The sequence below is a fragment of the Cupriavidus sp. SIMBA_020 genome, assembly GCF_046535395.1.
Taxonomy (GTDB): domain Bacteria; phylum Pseudomonadota; class Gammaproteobacteria; order Burkholderiales; family Burkholderiaceae; genus Cupriavidus; species Cupriavidus campinensis.
Map to the genome: position 1 here is coordinate 37,073 of NZ_JAWRWU010000016.1, position 16,758 is coordinate 53,830.

Below are 16,758 nucleotides of genomic sequence, written 5' to 3' on the forward strand. Positions count from 1 at the left end.
AGCCGCTATGTCGCAACATTTGATTGCCATCTCAGTCCTGGGACTGATGTTCGTCGTCGCCACGGTCCTGCCGGTCAACATGGGGGCGCTCGCCTTCGTCGGCGCGTTCCTGGTGGGCACCTGGGTGGCCGCCATGCCGGCCAAGACCATCCTCGCCGGCTTTCCGGCCGACCTGTTCCTGACGCTGGTTGGCATTACCTACCTGTTCGCCGTGGCGCAGAACAACGGCACCATCGACTGGCTGGTGCGGCTGGCGGTGCGTGCCGTGGGCGGCCGGATCGCGGCGATTCCGTGGATCATGTTCCTGATCGCGGCGTTGCTGACCTCGGTTGGCGCGGTCAGTCCCGCAGCCGTGGCGATCATCGCGCCGATTGCGCTGGGCTTTGCCGCGCGCTATGGCATCAACCCGCTGCTGATGGGGCTGATGGTGATCCATGGCGCGCAGGGCGGCGGCTTCTCGCCGATCAGCATCTACGGCGGCATCACCAACAAGATCGTGCAGAAGGCCGGGCTGCCGCTGAGCGAGATGGCGACGGCCTTCGCCAGCTTCGGCGTGAACCTCGCCGTGGCGGCGGGGCTGTTCGTGGCCTTTGGCGGCCTGCGGCTGATGCGCCAGTCGGCAACATCGACCCAGCCCGCGGCAGCACCCCAGGCGGCCGGCGGCGCGCTGGCCATGCCGCATCCCTTCGGCGCCTGCACGGTGGCGGCACAGGGCGCGCAGATCTATGGCGATGCCGAGGCCGAGGCGGGCACGGAGGAGCACAAGACCATGACGCGCGACCGGGGATCGATGCTGGAGGGGGGCAGCGATGCCGCCGGCAGCGCGGCCAGCAGCCCCGAGACCCCGGCCGGCCTCTACCAGTACCTGACGGTGGCTGGTCTGGTGGCGCTGGCCGTGCTGACGCTCTATTTCAAGCTCGATATCGGTTTCGTCTCCCTGACCATCGCGCTGGCGCTCACGCTGATCGCCCCGGAGCTGCAGAAGCGGGCGCTGGGCCAGGTCTCCTGGCCCGAGATCATGCTGATCGTCGGCGTCAGCACCTTCGTTGGCGTGATGGACAAGATGGGCACGATCGACTTCGTCGGCCACAGCGTGGCGAACCTGACCTCGCCGCTGATGGCTGCGCTGCTGCTGTGCTTTGTGGGCGCGGTGGTATCGGCGTTCGCGTCGTCCACGGCCGTGCTGGGGTCGCTGATCCCGCTCGCGGTGCCGTTCCTGCAGCAGGGCTCGGATGTCAGCGCGATCGGCTTTATCGCCGCGATGGCCGTGTCGTCGACCATCGTCGATGTGAGCCCGTTCTCGACCAACGGCGCGCTCGTGCTGGCCAACGCGCAGGGCGTAGACCGGCAGGCCTTCTTCCGCAAGCTGATGGTCTATGGCGCGCTGATCACGATCATCGCGCCGGTGGTGCTGTGGTTCGCCTTCGTGGTGCTGTGAGGGGTGGCAGGGGTTTGGGTAATCGGCAGGTTGTAGACAGGTCTGTCTTCTATAATGGTGGCCATCCGCACCTGACTTCCGCACCTGACCTCCGCACCGCCATGGCCACTCCCTCCGCCCGCGACCGCATTCTCGACACCGCCGCACGGCTGTTCTACCGCGACGGCTATCGCGCCACCGGCATCGACAAGATCATTGCCGAGTCCGGCGTGGCGAAAATGTCGCTATACCGGCACTTTGCTTCGAAGAACGACCTGATCTCGGCCTTCCTGGCCCGCCGGCATGACAACTGGATGGCGTGGTTCGAGGCCGCCGTGCGGCGCCGGCTGAAGGAACGACCGAACCTCGATGTGCTGGCCGATGCCCTGGCGGAGTGGTTCCAGTCGGACGACTACCGGGGCTGCGCCTTCATCAACGTGGTGGCCGAGGCGGGTGGTGGCGCCGGGGATGACCCCCGGCTGGCCGGGCACGCGGTGGAACACAAGAAATCGCTCGCCGAATTCGTGGCGAACGTGGCCCGCGAGCTGAGGCTGCGTGACCCCGAGGCCGTGGCGGAGGAAGCCATGGTCTGCATCGAGGGGATGATCGTGCGCTACCAGATGGTGCCGGACGTGGCATCGATCGACGCCGGCCGCCGCCTGCTGGCGCGGCTGCACGCCGCCGGGTAGGGCAGCTAGCCCGGCGCCTCGTGCGCAACGCCGGTCATTCCCCGCGCTGCCGCATCACCCATTCCACCGCCCGCAGCAGGTACGGCGACACGTCGCCGGCGCGGTAGCTCATGATCACGGGCGAGACGAAGCCGGCGGCGTCCACCGGCACGTAGCGCACATCGTCCCGATGCAGCCGCTGCACGGACGACGGCACCAGCGTGATGCCGATGCCCGCCGCCACCAGCCCCAGCGCCGTCTGCAACTCGTTGGCTTCCTGCACGACGTGGGGTTGCAGCCCCTGCGCGCGGAACAGCGACAGCACGTGGTCCGCGTAGCTGGGGCGGGGGCGGGCGGGGTAGAGGATCAGCGGATGGCGGGCCAGCGCGTCCGCCGTCAGCGGCGTGGCCGGCACGGCGGTGCTGGCGGGCAGCGCCGCCACAAGCGCCTCCGCCCTGACCACGCGCTGCGCGATGGCCGGATCGTTGAGTGCCAGCCGGCCGAAGCCGAGGTCGATGCGGCCAGACTTGAGCGCCTCCAGCTGCTGCACCGTGATCATCTCGGTCAGGCCCACCTCGATCTGGCTGGCGTCGTCGCGCAGCACGCGGATCAGCTCGGGCAGCACGCCGTAGAGCACAGAAGGCACGAAGCCGATGCCGAACCAGCGCTTCTCGTTACGGCCGATGCGCCGCGTACCCTCCAGTGTTTCTTCCAGCCGCTGGGTCAGCTGGAGCGACTGTTCGAGCAGGAAGCGGCCGGCCTCGGTCAGCTTCAGGCCACGGCCCACGCGATCGAACAGCGCCACGCCCACCTCCTCCTCGAACTGGCGGATCTGGCGCGACAGCGGCGGCTGGGCCATGTGCAGCAGGGATGCCGCCCGCGTCACATTGAGTTCCTGCGCGACGGTCTGGAAATAGCGCAGGTGCCGGAGTTCCATGGCGCCTCCTTGGTAGGGTCGATGCATACCCACAGGGTATCAATCGAGACATCATCGGTCTTGGACGCCAGTAAAGTCAAGGCGTATGCTCGATTGCAACTGATACCAAGCATCGAGAAAGTATGACTACGACGATTACCGGCATCGAGGCCATCCTGGTCGATCTCCCGACCATCCGGGCCCACCAACTGGCCATGGCGACCATGCAGCAGCAGACGCTGGTGATCGTGCGGCTGCGCTGCAGCGACGGCGTGGAGGGCATCGGCGAGGCCACTACCATTGGCGGGCTGTCCTATGGGGAAGAAAGCCCCGAAGGCATCAAGCTGACCATCGACACCTACCTGGGCCCGGCGCTGATCGGCCAGGACGCCACCAACGTCCACGGCGCGATGGCGCGGCTGAACAAGGTGGCGCGCGGCAACCGCTTCGCCAAGAGCGCGCTGGAAACCGCGCTGCTCGACGGGCAGGGCAAGCGCCTGAACGTGCCGCTGGCCACGCTGCTCGGGGGTGCCGTGCGCGACACGCTGCCGGTGCTCTGGACCCTGGCCAGCGGCGACACCGCCCGCGACATCGAGGAAGCCGAGCGCCTGCTGGCCGAGCGCCGCCACAACACGTTCAAGCTCAAGATCGGCCGCCGCGCGGTGCGTGACGACGTGGCGCACGTCTCCGCCATCAAGCGCGCGCTGGGCGACCGCGCCCGCGTGACCGTCGATGTGAACCAGGCGTGGAACGAGGCCGACGCGGCCACCGGCATCGCCATGCTGGAGGCGGCCGGCATCGACCTGATCGAGCAGCCCACCCCGCGCGAGCACCGCACGGCGCTGGCGCGGCTGGCGGCCCGCTTCGTGGTGCCGATCATGGCCGACGAAGCCGTGACCGGCCCGGAAGACGCGATGGAACTGGCACGGCTGGGCGCCGCCGACGTGTTCGCGCTCAAGATCGCCAAGTCCGGCGGCATCTTCGGCATGCTGCGCACGGCGGCCGTGGGCGACGCGGCCGGCATCGCGCTCTATGGCGGCACGATGCTGGAAGGCAGCGTCGGCACCATCGCCGCCGCGCATGGCTTCTGCACGCTGCCGCAGCTGGCCTGGGGCACCGAGCTGTTCGGCCCGCTGCTGCTCAAGGACGACATCGTGGCCGAGCGGCCCACCTACCGCGACTTCGCGCTGCACCTGCCCACCGGCCCGGGCCTGGGGCTGGCGCTGGATGAGGACAAGCTCGCGCACTATCGCCGGGTTGCCTGAGCGGCGCCCGCATCATCGACATATACAAGAAGGAATGGAGACTATGAAATCCCTGAACCGGTCATTGCTGTCGGCCCTGCTGGCCGCCGCCGCCCTGGCGGCGGGCACCGCCCACGCCGCCTATCCCGACCATCCCATCCGCTGGATCGTGCCGTTCCCGGCCGGCGGCGCGATGGACAACATCGCCCGCACGCTGGGCGAGGATATGTCGAAGACGCTCGGCCAGGCCGTGGTGGTGGAAAACCGCCCCGGCGCGGGCGGCAATATCGGCGCGGAACTGGTGGCACGTGCGCCGGCCGACGGCCACACGCTGCTGATCGTGGCCAACGGCATGGCGGTCAATCCGGCGCTGTACGGCAAGCTTGGCTACGACCCGATCAAGGATTTCGCGCCGGTCTCGCTGCTGGCCGTGGTGCCGAACGTGCTGGTTGCCAACAAGGCGAAGACGCCGGCCAGGACCGTGGCGGAGGTGATCGCCAGCGCCAAGGCGCGGCCGGGCAAGTACACCTACGCGTCGGCTGGCAATGGCACATCGATCCATCTGGCGGGGGAACTGTTCACGTCGATGGCGCAGGTGGACCTGCTCCATATCCCGTACAAGGGATCGGGCCCGGCCATGACCGACCTGCTCGGCGGGCAGGTGGATTACATGTTCGACAGCATCACTTCGGCCAAGCCTCAGATCGACAGCGGCAAGCTGACGCCCATCGCCGTGACCACCGCCAGGCGTTCCTCGGCGCTGCCCAACGTGCCGACGCTGGCCGAGGCGGGGCTGCCGGGCTACGAGCTGTCGCCGTGGTTCGCTGCCTTCGTGCCGGCCAGGACGCCCCAGCCGGTCATCGACGCGCTTAACAAGGCCATGCTGGAGGCACTGAAGAAGCCCGCCGTGCAGCAGCGGCTGGCGGGCATCGGCGCGGAGCCCATCGGCAGCACGCCGGCGGCGCTGCGCGACCACCTGGCGAAGGAAACCACCAAGTGGGGTGCCCTGATCAAGGAAAAGGGCATTCGCGCCGATTGAGGGCTGCGGCGCGCGCCCGTCAGGGCACGATGGTGAGGAACAGGTAGGCGGCGAAGATCACAAGGTGCACCACGCCCTGCAGGATCGTGGTGCGGCCCGAGCCGAGCGTCAGCGATGCGACGATCATCGTCAGGAACAGCAGCACCATCTCCTTGGGGCCCAGCCCCAGTTCGAGCGGGCGGCCCAGGCCGATGAAGACCACCGCCACGGTGGGAATGGTCAGGCCGATACTGGCCAGCGCCGAGCCCAGCGCCAGGTTCATGCTGGTCTGGAGGCGGTCCAGCCGCGCGGCGCGCAGCGCGGCGAGCCCCTCGGGCAGCAGCACCAGCGCCGCGATCACCACGCCCACCACGGCGGGCGGCAGGCCCGCGGCGGCCACCGCCGCCTCCACGGACGGCGACAGCATCTTCGCCAGCCCCACCACGGCCACCAGGCACACCACCAGCAGCACGCCACTGGCCGCGGCCACGCGCCCCGGCGGCGGTTCCGCGTGCACGTTTTCGTCGCTGCTCTCCACCAGGAAGTAGTCGCGATGCCGCACCGTCTGCACGAACACGAAGCTGCCGTACAGCACGAGCGACATCAGCCCCGAGAACGCCAGTTGCGACGAGGTCAACATCGGCCCCGGCGTGGAGCTCGTGAAATTGGGCAGCACCATGGTCAGCACCAGCAGCGCCACCAGCACGGCCATCGCGGCCTTGGCGCCGGGCGCCTGGAATTCCTGCTCCCGGTGGTGCAGGCCGCCCACGAACAGGCACATGCCGACGATGCCGTTGCAGATGATCATCACGGCGGCGAACACGGTGTCTCGAGCCAGTCCGGCCTTCTCCGGCCCGGCGGACAGCATGACCGAGACGATCAGCGCCACCTCGATCACCGTCACCGCAATCGCCAGCACCAGCGTGCCGAACGGCTCGCCCACCTTGTGGGCCACCACCTCGGCATGGTGCACCGCGGAAAACACCGCGCCGGCCAGCGCGGCAGCCATGATCGCAACAAGCCAGCCCTGGCCCGGCAGCATCAGCCCGAGGCCAAACGCGGCCCACGCGGCCAGCGGCGACCAGATGGTCCATGCGGGCAGTTTGTTCGATGTAGCCATCCTGGTTCCTTTTCCTTCTGCTGCCGCGCAAGTGGCGACTAACGGGGCATTGTGCAGCAGAAGGCCGCCCGGCGATAGGTTCTCGGCGGCGCGGGGAAGTTCCGGAGGGCGGCGGATTCAGTCTGGCATGAGCGGCCGGGTGGGCGGCTCCGCGCGGGCGAGGCGGTCGGCGTCGGCATCGCGCAGGCCGGGATGATGACGCGAGATCCAGCGCGCGGCGACGATGAGGGCGATGAGGAAAGCGAGAACGTACCCGACGAAAGAGACGGCGACATACATGGTCTGACCCCTTATAGGAACGGCTCTTGTGGCCGGTGCAGGGCAGTATGGGGAACAAGGGCTGCGCCCGACACCCTCTGTCGGAGGGGCGTTCCGGTCACCCAATTGGGGGCTGCGCCGCGCCCGGGCGCCTGAGTCAGAACAACGATCCGGACTCGGGCGCGGGCGGTTCGGGAGCCGATTCGGGTGCCGCTTTCCCAGCCGCTGGTGGCATCGGCGCCGGCGCTCCGGCCATGCGCTCGGCCGGATAGAGCCGCAGGAACGTCCGGGCGACTTCCGGATCGCGGCAGCGCAGCCAGTCATCCCAATCGGCTTCGGGCACGATCACCACCGAACGCTTCTCGGTGCCGGGCCGGTGCATGCGCGACAGCAGCGGATGGGCATCGGCATTGACGGTGAGCATGGTGAAAGACAGCGTGTCGTCCGGCCACGCGCGCCAGAGGCCGGCGATGCCGAAGCCCGGTGCATCCGGCAGCCAGAGCTTCCAGCGCACGGGCTTGCCGGGCCGCTCGGGCGTGCCGGCCTCGGGATAGGCGTATTCGTAGAACGCGCTGGCCGGAATCAGGGCCAGCTGGCCGGCCTTCCAGAATCTGGCGAAGGACTTGAGCGTGCCCACGGTCTCCGTACGCGCATTCGCAGTCGGGAAATAGCGGGTGCCGGCCGGAATCCGGCGCTTCGGCACCATGCTGAACGAGGCCAGCGCACAGGCGCGCCCGGCATCGGAGCCGGTGACGATGGGTGCGAGGGTGTCCGGCCACGCCTCGTCCGCCCACAGCCGGGCCGGCGGCTCGACACCGAAGATGTCACGCAGGACTTGCCGCTGGATGGGGGCGTAGTTGACGCACATCGATCGCTCCTGGGAGGGGGAGAGGCGTGCGGACATGCTGGCAGCCGCCGCAGTCCTACGCCCCCCGCTTCGGCAGCTTCGCCGCAATGCCCATGATGGCCGCCACGCCGTCGTCTCCCATCATGGCCGTGGCGGCCGCTTGCGCCTGCGCCCACGCGGGCGCGGCCTCCTTCAGCATCGATTTGCCGGCGCGGGTCACGGAGAGCGGCCGCGATCGGCCATCGGCGGCCTCCGCCACGTCCTCCGCAATCCACCCTTCCGCGAGTAGCGGCTGCAGGTTGCGCGTCAGTGTGGAACGGTCGTGATGATTGCGCCGTCCGAGATCGGCGCGGCTGATCGGGCCGAGTTCATGCACGAGCACCAGCAGCGTGAACTGCGTGGCGTTGATGCCGAACGGGCGCAACGCCTGATCGTAGGCAGCGGTCAGGACGCGCGAGATCTGCCGGGCACGGGTCATCACGCAGTGCTGGAAAATTTCGGCGCCCGGGTTACCGGCCGCGGAACGCTTAGCGGGTCGCATGTCTCACGGGAAGCGATGAAGGTCCGCCAGCGTACCGCACTCAGTGCCGATGTGCTGGCGGCGCGGCCGTGGCGGCCGAAGACCGCGTATCGGGGACCGTCACGGTCACCACTTCCGTCGCCAGGATCCTGTGCGTGGGATCCGCCAGTTCGAGCCGCACCCTGTGCGGCCCCGGCGGCAGCCCCACCACGATGATGGGGTCCTCGCTGGTGTGCGCCCAGGTGGCCGGGCCATCGTCAACGGTCACATGCAGATGGCCGACCCGTGGCGAAACCTGGGTGGCCGCTTTGCCGAACACCGGGATCACCCGGAAGTTCTCGGTGCGGAACTGGACGATCACGACGCCCCGCGCGAGCGGCTCCGGCAATGCCGGGTAGGCCACAACCCGGGGCGCCGGCTCCGCTTCGAGCGGCAGGACGGCCGGTGGACGGCTCGTGTCCGGAGCCGTTTGTGCGGCGGCCGTCATCTGCACTGCCGCGAGCGCTGCGGCGGCGAATACGTGGGTAAGAGCTCTCATGTGTGACTCCTAAGATTTGGGAACAACCCGAGGGCGCCGATGATGCCTTGACGGAATAGTAGGCGGGCGGCCTTTTTGTACGCGCATGTATCTGCAGGGCAGAGGGATACACAGCCATACCGTCTGACCGTCTCACGACAACAGACTCGATACATCCCATCACTCTAATGCTGCATATGCAACAGATTGCGCGGCCCGGCCGGCGCAGGAGGAAACGAGATGAAAGCGAAATCAGCAACCCGTCGTTCGGCGCTGTCGGTGGCCACTGCCATCAGTGTCTCCACGGCGCTCTTGGGCGGCGCAGGAGCCGCAGGCGCCGCAGGCGCAGCGACCGGCGAGCCCATTGCAGAAGTGAGTCATGTGGATGTCGATGCCGGGTTGCATTTGCGGCGGATGGTGGTCCGGCCGGCGGCGCCGCGAGGTACCGTGCTGTTCCTGCATGGCTTTCCCGAAACCATGCTCGCCTGGAAAGAGATTTCCAGGACGCTCGGCCAGGAATACGAAGTCCATGCGTTCGACTGGCCGGGCTATGGCGGTTCTTCACGTCCGCCTGTCGAGCGCTTTGCCTATGCGCCGCGCGACTACGCCACGGTACTGACGCGCTACATCGACACAGCAGGCCTCGACAGCAGCAACCTGGTGATCTATGCCACCGACATCGCGGCCTTGCCGGCGTTGCTGGCGGCCATCGACCGGCCAGGTATCGCCCGGACCATCATCGTCGGAGACTTCGCACCGTTCAACCGGCCGCAATACATGCAGGAACGCCTGCAGGCGTTAAAGGAACCCGCATCGGCCGAAGCCGTGCGTGGTGCCTTCAATGCCTCGCGCGACGAGATTCTGCAGAACGCGTTCACACGTGGATTGCCGGAGGGCGCGCGCTATGCGCTGGATGCGGAGTACCGGACCGATCTTGCACGCGGCTGGCAGAACGGGGCGTTGACGTCGGCCGACGCGTTCGCGCACTACTACGCGCACTTCACGCGGGACCAGAATGCGTTCGAGGCGCTGCTGCCGAGCCTGAAGACCCCGGTACGTGTTGTGTGGGGCGAACAGGACATCTACATCAGCAAGGAAATGGGCGCCGAGTTCGCGCGCAGGACCGGAGCGCCGTTGCGCCTGCTGCCCGCCACGGGCCATTACCCGCACCTGCAGCGTCCGCACGAGACGGTCGACGAGGTTCGTGCGGCGTTCCGTTGAGTTACCCGGCGCGGCCCGTGTCGCCACCACGGGCCGCCGCCTTCCATACGTGGCGAACACTCCTACCATCCCAGACATTCATGACGCAAGCCATCGATACCGTGATCTACACCGGCAAGACCCGCACGACGGGCGGCCGGAACGGCAGTTCCCGCAGTTCGGACAACCGTCTCGCCATTGACCTTTCTGGCCCCGGCAGCAACGGTCCCGGCACGAATCCTGAGCAGTTGCTTGGCGCCGGCTGGTCCGCCTGCTTCCTCGGCGCGATCGGCAAGGCGGCACAGGCCGCGGACGTCACGTTGCCTGCAGACGCCGCGGTTGAAGCGGAAATCGACCTTTGTCGCGCTGGCGAGGCGTTCCTGCTGGCTGCCCGGCTCAACGTGTCCCTGCCCGGGATCGATCCCGACCTCGCCCGCTCGCTTGCCGCACGGGCGCATCAGATCTGTCCGTATTCAAAGGCCACGCGCGGCAACATCGACGTGACGATCGCGGTCGTCTGACGCGCACGGCCAGGCGGGGGCCCGAGCGCCGTTACACCGCACCCTCGGGCCCCCGCCGGAAGCTGATGGCCAGCCGGTTGAAGGCATTCATGAGGCCGATCGCGATGGTCAGGTCGGCGAGTTCCTTTTCCTCAAAGACCGCGGCGGCAGCCTCGAAGGCGTCGTCGGGCACATGGGTGTCGGCGACGCGCGTCACCGATTCGGCCCAGGCCAGGGCGGCCTTTTCGCGGTCGGAGAACAGGTTGCCCGCCTCGTGCCAGACCTGGACCAGCGCAAGCTTCTGCACGTCCACGCCCTTGCGCGTCAGTTCGCGTGTATGCATGTCCAGGCAGTAGGCGCAGCCGTTGATCTGGCTGATGCGCAGGTAGGTCAGCTCCACCAGCGCGGGTTCGAGCCCGGACTGCGTGATGTAGCCGTAGACACCGCCGAGCGCCTTGACGCCGGCTGGGGAAGTTTTCGTGTAGTCGATGCGCATGCTCAGTCCTTCTTGTCGTGGGTACCAAGGTTGGTGGTGAGTTCGGTGTCCGTGGCATCGGCCACGAAGACCGCCAGCAGTTTGGCGGGCTTGGTCTTGCTGGCATTCCGGCTGACCGGATGGGTCGAGCCAGGGTCTTCGTGGAAGCTCTCGCCCGCCTTGTAGACGCGCTCGGGGCCGTCGTTAACCTTGCTGACGATGCTGCCCGAGACCACATAGGCATAGATGAACGCAGACCCGGCATGCCGGTGCGGGTGCGAAGCGCCGCCCGGCGCGTAGTTCACCTCCACGGCGACCAGCGACTTGCCCGGCAGGTTCGGAATGGCGCGCGAAAAGTTCGGTGTGACGGTCTCGCCAGTGCCGTGCGCCATCGCGCCGCCGGCAAGCATCATGCCGGCCGCCGCCAGGAGCGGTGCCAGCATCCGGGGGAAAACAACTTTCATCTCAACCTCCATGTTCAGGGCCGGAGCCGGTCAGGCCACCGGGTAGGGTGGGCCAGATGCCTGGCTGGCGGCGTTCGTGCCATCGGCGTGTTGCGCACCCAGCAGCACACCCCGCGCACAGGGGGGTGCCAGGCCACCATCGGCTGCCGCCCATGTGGTGATGCCGGTCGCCAATACTGCAATGGCGCCAAGGGCGCCCACCCAACCAAACTGCCTCATGATCGACTCCAATTCATTACTACGACTAATATAGTCGGAGATAACGATAGTCGATTCGCGGTCTCCCTGCAAGCAGCGGATGGATTGGCGTAAACCCCATCCATGAAATTTCTTGCACGCTTTAACTACGACTCATACAATCGTAGTTAAGCTGTGTCGAGAGACGCGGCCTGTAAATCGACGCGGCGCCGCCGCTGGTCAGGGCAGTACAGATCAATTCAGGAGCAGTAGAGATGTCCCAACGCATTCTTGTCATTGGCGCCGGCTTTGCCGGCATGTGGAGCGCCCTTGCTTCGGCCCGTCTGCTCGACGAGGCCGCGCGCACCGATGTGGAAATCGTGCTGGTCGCGCCGGAGCCGGCGCTGCACGTGCGCCCCCGGCTCTACGAGCAGAACCCGCTGAAGATGAAGGCGCCGCTGTTGGAGATCTTCGCCGCCACCGGTGTGCGGTTCGTGCAGGGCATCGTCGAACGCATTGACGTGGCAGCCCGTGAAGTGGCGGTGAAGGGCGTGGGCGCCGATACCTCGCGCCAGACGCTCGGCTATGACCGCCTGGTGCTGGCCGCCGGCAGCCGGCTGTTCCGTCCGGCGATCGACGGACTCGAAGCGCATGCCTTCAACGTCGACCAGGTGGCCGATGCCTCGCGGCTGGAGGCGCATTTGCACGGGCTGGCCGGCCGCCCCGACAGCGTGGCGCGCAATACCGTGGTGATAGCTGGCGCTGGGTTCACCGGCATCGAGACCGCGGCCGAGATGCCGGCGCGGCTGCGCGAGGTGCTCGGTGCCGATACCGCAGTGCGCGTCATCCTGGTGGAGCGCAATGGCGAGATCGGTCCGGACCTGGGCCAGGGGCCGCGCCCGGTGATTACCGAGGCGCTGACCCAACTCGGCGTGACGTGGAAGCTGGGCTCCGGTGTGGCGTCGGTGGACGCCGAAGGCGTCACCCTGGAAAGCGGCGAGCGCATCGACGCCCAGACCGTGATCTGGACCGCAGGCGCCCGTGCGAGCGCGCTGACTGACCAGATCCCCGCGCAGCGCGACAACTTCGGCCGGCTGCATGTGGACCGCAACCTGAAGGTCGATGGTGTGGAGCATGTCTACGCCACCGGCGATGTGGCCCGTGCCGCGACCGATGACGAGGGTAACGTCACGATGATGTCGTGCCAGCACGCGATGAACCTGGGGCGGTCTGCCGGGCACAACGTGGCCGCCGACCTGCTGGGCCAGCCGCCGATCCCGTACAGCCAGCCGAAGTACGTGACCTGTCTGGATCTGGGGCCGTGGGGGGCGGTCTACACCGAGGGCTGGGACCGCCAGGTGAAGCTGTCGGGCGCCGAGGCCAAGGCGCTGAAGACAAAGATCAACACCGAATGGATTTACCCGCCGAGCGCGAACCGGGCCGAGGCGCTGGCGTCGGCCGATCCGCGCCGCATCGTCGTGGCCTGATCGGGCTCGGGAAAGAAGAAGGGCGATCCGCCAGGATCGCCCTTTCTCTATCTGGCGCTGCGCCGGTTGGCCGCGCGGTCGGTCAGCCACTCCACAACCTGACCGCCGTACGCGGCGGGCAGTTTCTCCACGGTGCGCTCGGCAATGTCGGCCAGCGTGTGATTCTTGAGCTCGGCGCGCATTGCCTTCTCGGCGGACTGCATGACCGCGTGGATGGTGCACACGCCGCGCGTTGCCCAGGCCGGCGGGCAGCCCTCGAATACGGCACTGCGCTCGCGGATCTCCCGGCACTCGAACAGCGGCTTGTCGCCGTCGATGGCGACAATCACGTCATAGACCGAGATGCGCGAAGGCGGACGCGCCAGCCGGAAACCGCCCTTGATGCCCTCGGTGGCCACCACGATTTCGGCCTTCGCGAGCTTGGTGAACAGCTTGGCCAGGAACTCGGTGGGGACGCCCTGCAGTTCGGCCAGATCGCGCACACTGGCTTCTTCCACGGCCATGTTGGAGCGCGACAGATAGAGCAGGCAGTGCAGCCCGTACTCGACACCCGTGCTGATATGGGACATTTTTAACTAGGACTCAATAGATCGTAGTTGCAAGCCTACACCAGCGCCGGCGCGACAGCAAGGCTAGGCAGAGACCTTGAAAACCCGAAGTGCCTGTTCGAATACAGTACCAGCCCGGCGCTCCTCGGCCCCTTCGCTTGAGAAAAAGTCAATCGACGCGTCCGGATTTCTCGTTTGTCGTGGCTTCACCGGCGTACCACTATCCAGCCAACGACCAACGACAAGGAGACCAGCATGACGACGCAATCCTTCCCCCTCTGGCGCCCCGGCAGCCCCCAGACAGCGCCGACGCTGATGGCGTCCCGCGACACGCGTACCGGCGAGTGGGTGTTCCCGGCCGTGGCCGACCATTCGCCGCTCGCACCGCACCATGCACCCGTGGCGGTGACCGGCCCCGGCACCGTCTACAGCTTTACCGTGATCCATCCCGCGCCGAAGACCGGCCAGCCGCCGTACGCGCTGGGCTATGTGGACTTCGCCGGCCCGGTGCGCATCTTCGGCCGCCTGCTCGGCAAGGACCGGCCCGCCATTGGCGACCGTTACCGGCCCGAGCCGGACGACACCTACGGCTACGTATTCCACGCCACCCAGGACTGAGCGGAGCGATTCATGCAAGACATCTATATTGCCGGCGGCGCGATGACGCCGTTCGGCCGACACCCGGGCGTGCTGGCCCCCGAACTGGCCCAACAGGCCATCCTCAAGGCCGTGGACGACGCAGGCGTCTCGCTGCAGGACATCGAAGCTGTCTACTGCGCCAACGTGCTCGGCGGCATGATCCTGGGCCAGTTGATCGTGCGCGATCTCGGCCTGCGCGGCATTCCCGTCTACAACGTCGAGAACGCCTGCGCGAGCGGCGCCACCGGCGTGCATCTGGCGCGCCACGCGCTGCTGGCCCAGCAGTATGAGACGGTGCTGGTCTTCGGCATCGAGCAACTCACCGCGCTCGGCGGCGGTACCATCCCGCTGCAACGCAATGATTACAAGACAGAGTGCTACGCGAACGCCGGCATGGTGCTGCCTGCCGTCTACGCGATGCGCGGCACGCGTTTCCTGCACGAGCGCGATGCCACGCCCGAAGACCTGGCCGCCGTCGCCGTGAAGAACCGCTACCACGGCACGCTGAACGAGTTCGCCCAGCAGCGTACGGCGGTCACGGCCGAGGAAGTGCTGGCCTCGCGCATGATCGCGGACCCGCTCACGCTGCTGCAGTGCTGCCCCTCGCAGGTCGACGGCGCCGCGGCGGTGGTGCTGAGCACGCGCCGTCCGGCGCAGGCCAAGGCCAGGGCAGTGCGGGTGCTGTCGTCGGTGGTGGTCTCCGGCATGCGCGAGCAGGCCGACGACGACATCCTCGACGCCGAAATCACCGCCCGCGCCGCACGGCAGGCGTACGACCAGGCCGGACTCGGCCCGGCGGACGTCAACGTGGTGGAACTGCACGACGCCTTCACCATCGCCGAGCTGCTCTACTACGAGGCGCTGGGCCTCGCGCCCCCTGGCGAGGCCGTGCCGCTGCTGCGCTCGGGCGCCACGCGGCTGGGCGGACGGGTGCCGGTGAACCCCAGTGGCGGCCTGCTCGCCAAGGGCCATCCGCTCGGCGCCACCGGCATTGCGCAAATGGTGGAAGTGATGTGGCACCTGCAGGGGCGTGCCGGCAGCCGGCAGGTGGAAGGGGCCCGGATCGGCCTGACCCAATGCACCGGCGGCGGCATCGCCGGCGTGGATCACGCCGCCTCGTCGGTGCATGTGCTGGGAGTTTGAGATGAATGCGAACACTTCCGAAACCGGGCGGGTCACCGTCGTCACCGGCGCCGCACGCGGCATTGGCCTCGGCATCGCCACGCGGCTGGCCGAATCGGGCATGACCGTGGCGCTGTTCGACCGCGATGCCACGGCGCTGGCCGACGCGGTGGGCGGGCTGGTCCACGCCGGCCACCGCGCCATGGGCGTGACCGTGGACCTGACCGATGGCGACGCCGTCAACGCGGCCTTCGCCCATGTCTCGGCCACCATGGGCCCCGTCGATGGCCTGGTCAACAACGCCGGCGCCGTACGCGACATGCGCTTCCTCAAGATGACGGACGACGACTGGGACCTCGTCATCAACACCAACCTGCGCTCCCAGTTCCTGTGCTGCCGGGCCGCGCTGCCCGGCATGGTCGAGCGGGGCTACGGCCGCATCGTCAATATTTCGTCGCGGGCGTGGCTTGGCGGCTTCGGGCAGGCCAATTACTCGGCGGCGAAGGGCGGCGTGGTCAGCCTGACGCGCTCGCTGGCCATCGAGTTCGCCGGCAAGGGCGTGACGGTGAACGCGGTGGCGCCGGGCATCGTCGACACGCCGCTGTTCCGCAACTTCGCGCCGGACGTGCAGGCGAAGCTCCAGAAGTCGGTGCCGGTGCAGCGGATTGGCACGGCGGCCGATATCGCCAATGCCGTGCACTTCTTCCTGGCCCCGGAGGCGTCCTACGTTACCGGCCAGACGCTCTACGTGTGCGGCGGGCGCAGCCTGTCGTCGCCCAGCGTGTAGGAGGGGGCGTCATGACTGTCCACCTCACCCTTGACGGCGCCGTGGCCGTGCTGACCCTCGACCGCCCCGAGGCGCTCAACGCGCTCGACGTGACCGCGCTGCGCACCCTGCGCGCCCACCTGACCGAGATCCGGGACCGCGACGATATCCGCGTAGCCGTGCTCACCGGCGCCGGCACGCGCGCCTTCTGCGCGGGCGCAGACCTCAAGGGCACGCGCACCTCGCCGGCCAGCTACGCGGAAGCGCTGTTCCAGGCGCCGGACCCCGCCGCCGACCTCGGCCTCTATATCCGCCTGATGGACCTGTCCGGACTGGCGCTGTGGAAGCCGCTGATCGCGGCGGTCAACGGGCACTGCCTCGGCGCGGGGCTGGAAATGGCCTTGCAGTGCGATATGCGGATTGCATCGGAAAACGCCACCTTCGGCCTGCCCGAGGCGGCGGTCGGATCGATTCCGGCGGTCTCCGGCCTCCACCGGCTGCTCAAGGCGGTGCCCGCCGCCCATGCGATGCAGATGGTGCTGACCGGCGAGCGCATCGATGCCGCCGAGGCGCACCGCATCGGCCTCGTGAGCGAGACCGTGCCGGCTGCAATGCTGGCCGAGCGGGCGCTCACGCTGGCGCACCGCGTGGCCCGCAACGCCCCGCTGGCGGTGCAGGCCGCCAAGAAGCTGTCGCGCCAGACCGCGCACCTTGGCGAAGCCGACGCGCAGGCGCTGACCGAACTCTACTGGGGCGTGCTGCGCGACACGGCGGACCGCACCGAAGGGCGGCAGGCATTCGCCGAGAAGCGGCCGCCAAGTTTCACGGGCCGCTGAGGGCGGCCCACCCCATCCA

At 68.1% G+C, this 16,758-nt stretch carries 21 protein-coding genes; 11 read left to right on the forward strand and 10 right to left on the reverse strand.

What is annotated here, in order from left to right:
• Positions 1 to 7 precede the first annotated feature (7 nt).
• Entirely contained in the window at positions 8 to 1,438 is a 1,431-nt protein-coding gene (locus tag SB751_RS24325; protein ID WP_144196560.1) for an SLC13 family permease, read from the forward strand.
• Positions 1,439 to 1,539: 101 nt separating this feature from the next.
• Positions 1,540 to 2,106 carry a TetR/AcrR family transcriptional regulator gene (locus SB751_RS24330; RefSeq protein ID WP_144196561.1) on the forward strand — a complete coding sequence of 189 codons (567 nt, stop codon included), beginning with the start codon at positions 1,540 to 1,542 and terminating at the stop codon, positions 2,104 to 2,106.
• Between the two features lie 34 nt (positions 2,107 to 2,140).
• On the opposite strand, the gene SB751_RS24335 is transcribed toward SB751_RS24330, so the two are convergent.
• On the reverse strand, positions 2,141 to 3,022 hold the full coding sequence (locus tag SB751_RS24335) for a LysR family transcriptional regulator (protein WP_144196562.1): 882 nt from the start codon (positions 3,020 to 3,022) through the stop codon (positions 2,141 to 2,143).
• 122 nt (positions 3,023 to 3,144) lie between these two features.
• Here SB751_RS24335 and SB751_RS24340 point away from each other — a divergent pair, with 122 nt between their 5' ends.
• Complete coding sequence (locus SB751_RS24340) at positions 3,145 to 4,266, forward strand: muconate/chloromuconate family cycloisomerase (RefSeq protein WP_211942859.1); 1,122 nt, start codon at positions 3,145 to 3,147, stop codon at positions 4,264 to 4,266.
• 43 nt (positions 4,267 to 4,309) lie between these two features.
• Entirely contained in the window at positions 4,310 to 5,284 is a 975-nt protein-coding gene (locus SB751_RS24345; RefSeq protein ID WP_410748643.1) for a tripartite tricarboxylate transporter substrate binding protein, read from the forward strand.
• A 19-nt stretch (positions 5,285 to 5,303) separates the two neighbouring features.
• On the opposite strand, the gene SB751_RS24350 is transcribed toward SB751_RS24345, so the two are convergent.
• The 5 genes from SB751_RS24350 to SB751_RS24370 all read right to left on the reverse strand — a co-directional run bounded on the left by SB751_RS24350 (position 5,304) and on the right by SB751_RS24370 (position 8,546).
• Complete coding sequence (locus SB751_RS24350) at positions 5,304 to 6,383, reverse strand: calcium:proton antiporter (RefSeq protein ID WP_144196565.1); 1,080 nt, start codon at positions 6,381 to 6,383, stop codon at positions 5,304 to 5,306.
• 117 nt (positions 6,384 to 6,500) lie between these two features.
• Complete coding sequence (locus tag SB751_RS24355; RefSeq protein ID WP_186296778.1) at positions 6,501 to 6,662, reverse strand: hypothetical protein; 162 nt, start codon at positions 6,660 to 6,662, stop codon at positions 6,501 to 6,503.
• A gap of 136 nt (positions 6,663 to 6,798) precedes the next feature.
• The gene (locus SB751_RS24360; RefSeq protein ID WP_144196566.1) at positions 6,799 to 7,509 is read right to left on the reverse strand and encodes an SOS response-associated peptidase family protein; all 711 of its coding nucleotides are present in this window, start codon (positions 7,507 to 7,509) and stop codon (positions 6,799 to 6,801) included.
• Between the two features lie 55 nt (positions 7,510 to 7,564).
• Positions 7,565 to 7,966 carry a MarR family winged helix-turn-helix transcriptional regulator gene (locus SB751_RS24365; RefSeq protein WP_211942857.1) on the reverse strand — a complete coding sequence of 134 codons (402 nt, stop codon included), beginning with the start codon at positions 7,964 to 7,966 and terminating at the stop codon, positions 7,565 to 7,567.
• A gap of 103 nt (positions 7,967 to 8,069) precedes the next feature.
• Positions 8,070 to 8,546, reverse strand: coding sequence for a DUF6130 family protein (locus tag SB751_RS24370; RefSeq protein ID WP_211942856.1), 477 nt, complete (start codon positions 8,544 to 8,546; stop codon positions 8,070 to 8,072).
• Between the two features lie 219 nt (positions 8,547 to 8,765).
• Between SB751_RS24370 and SB751_RS24375 the strand changes: the two genes are divergently transcribed.
• The gene (locus tag SB751_RS24375; protein ID WP_284454296.1) at positions 8,766 to 9,746 is read left to right on the forward strand and encodes an alpha/beta fold hydrolase; all 981 of its coding nucleotides are present in this window, start codon (positions 8,766 to 8,768) and stop codon (positions 9,744 to 9,746) included.
• Positions 9,747 to 9,826: 80 nt separating this feature from the next.
• Positions 9,827 to 10,246, forward strand: a complete 420-nt coding sequence (locus SB751_RS24380) for an organic hydroperoxide resistance protein (RefSeq protein WP_144196570.1) — start codon at positions 9,827 to 9,829, stop codon at positions 10,244 to 10,246.
• Between the two features lie 31 nt (positions 10,247 to 10,277).
• Here the strand turns inward: SB751_RS24380 and SB751_RS24385 are convergent, their stop codons facing one another.
• From SB751_RS24385 to SB751_RS24395, 3 genes are read right to left on the reverse strand one after another with little or no spacing between them, the layout of a single operon-like run.
• Positions 10,278 to 10,727, reverse strand: a complete 450-nt coding sequence (locus tag SB751_RS24385) for a carboxymuconolactone decarboxylase family protein (RefSeq protein WP_211942882.1) — start codon at positions 10,725 to 10,727, stop codon at positions 10,278 to 10,280.
• The gene (locus SB751_RS24390) at positions 10,724 to 11,164 is read right to left on the reverse strand and encodes a cupin domain-containing protein (RefSeq protein ID WP_144196572.1); all 441 of its coding nucleotides are present in this window, start codon (positions 11,162 to 11,164) and stop codon (positions 10,724 to 10,726) included. Before SB751_RS24390 ends, SB751_RS24385 begins: the two co-directional genes overlap by 4 nt.
• A 30-nt stretch (positions 11,165 to 11,194) precedes the next feature.
• A complete protein-coding gene (locus tag SB751_RS24395) occupies positions 11,195 to 11,383 on the reverse strand; it encodes a hypothetical protein (RefSeq protein WP_144196573.1) in 189 nt (62 codons plus the stop codon).
• A gap of 233 nt (positions 11,384 to 11,616) precedes the next feature.
• Between SB751_RS24395 and SB751_RS24400 the strand changes: the two genes are divergently transcribed.
• Complete coding sequence (locus tag SB751_RS24400) at positions 11,617 to 12,828, forward strand: NAD(P)/FAD-dependent oxidoreductase (protein ID WP_144196574.1); 1,212 nt, start codon at positions 11,617 to 11,619, stop codon at positions 12,826 to 12,828.
• Positions 12,829 to 12,875: 47 nt separating this feature from the next.
• On the opposite strand, the gene SB751_RS24405 is transcribed toward SB751_RS24400, so the two are convergent.
• Positions 12,876 to 13,397 (reverse strand): RrF2 family transcriptional regulator, encoded by a 522-nt coding sequence (locus tag SB751_RS24405; RefSeq protein ID WP_144196575.1) that lies wholly within the window; start codon positions 13,395 to 13,397, stop codon positions 12,876 to 12,878.
• Positions 13,398 to 13,631: 234 nt separating this feature from the next.
• On the opposite strand from SB751_RS24405, the gene SB751_RS24410 reads away from it, so the two are divergent.
• From SB751_RS24410 to SB751_RS24425, 4 genes are read left to right on the forward strand one after another with little or no spacing between them, the layout of a single operon-like run.
• Positions 13,632 to 13,994: a Zn-ribbon domain-containing OB-fold protein gene (locus SB751_RS24410; RefSeq protein ID WP_144196576.1), complete on the forward strand. Its 363-nt coding sequence runs from the start codon at positions 13,632 to 13,634 to the stop codon at positions 13,992 to 13,994.
• A gap of 12 nt (positions 13,995 to 14,006) precedes the next feature.
• Positions 14,007 to 15,158, forward strand: coding sequence for a thiolase family protein (locus SB751_RS24415; RefSeq protein WP_144196577.1), 1,152 nt, complete (start codon positions 14,007 to 14,009; stop codon positions 15,156 to 15,158).
• A gap of 1 nt (position 15,159) precedes the next feature.
• Positions 15,160 to 15,924, forward strand: a complete 765-nt coding sequence (locus tag SB751_RS24420; RefSeq protein ID WP_144196578.1) for an SDR family NAD(P)-dependent oxidoreductase — start codon at positions 15,160 to 15,162, stop codon at positions 15,922 to 15,924.
• An 11-nt stretch (positions 15,925 to 15,935) separates the two neighbouring features.
• On the forward strand, positions 15,936 to 16,739 hold the full coding sequence (locus SB751_RS24425; RefSeq protein WP_144196579.1) for an enoyl-CoA hydratase/isomerase family protein: 804 nt from the start codon (positions 15,936 to 15,938) through the stop codon (positions 16,737 to 16,739).
• Positions 16,740 to 16,758: the final 19 nt, after the last annotated feature.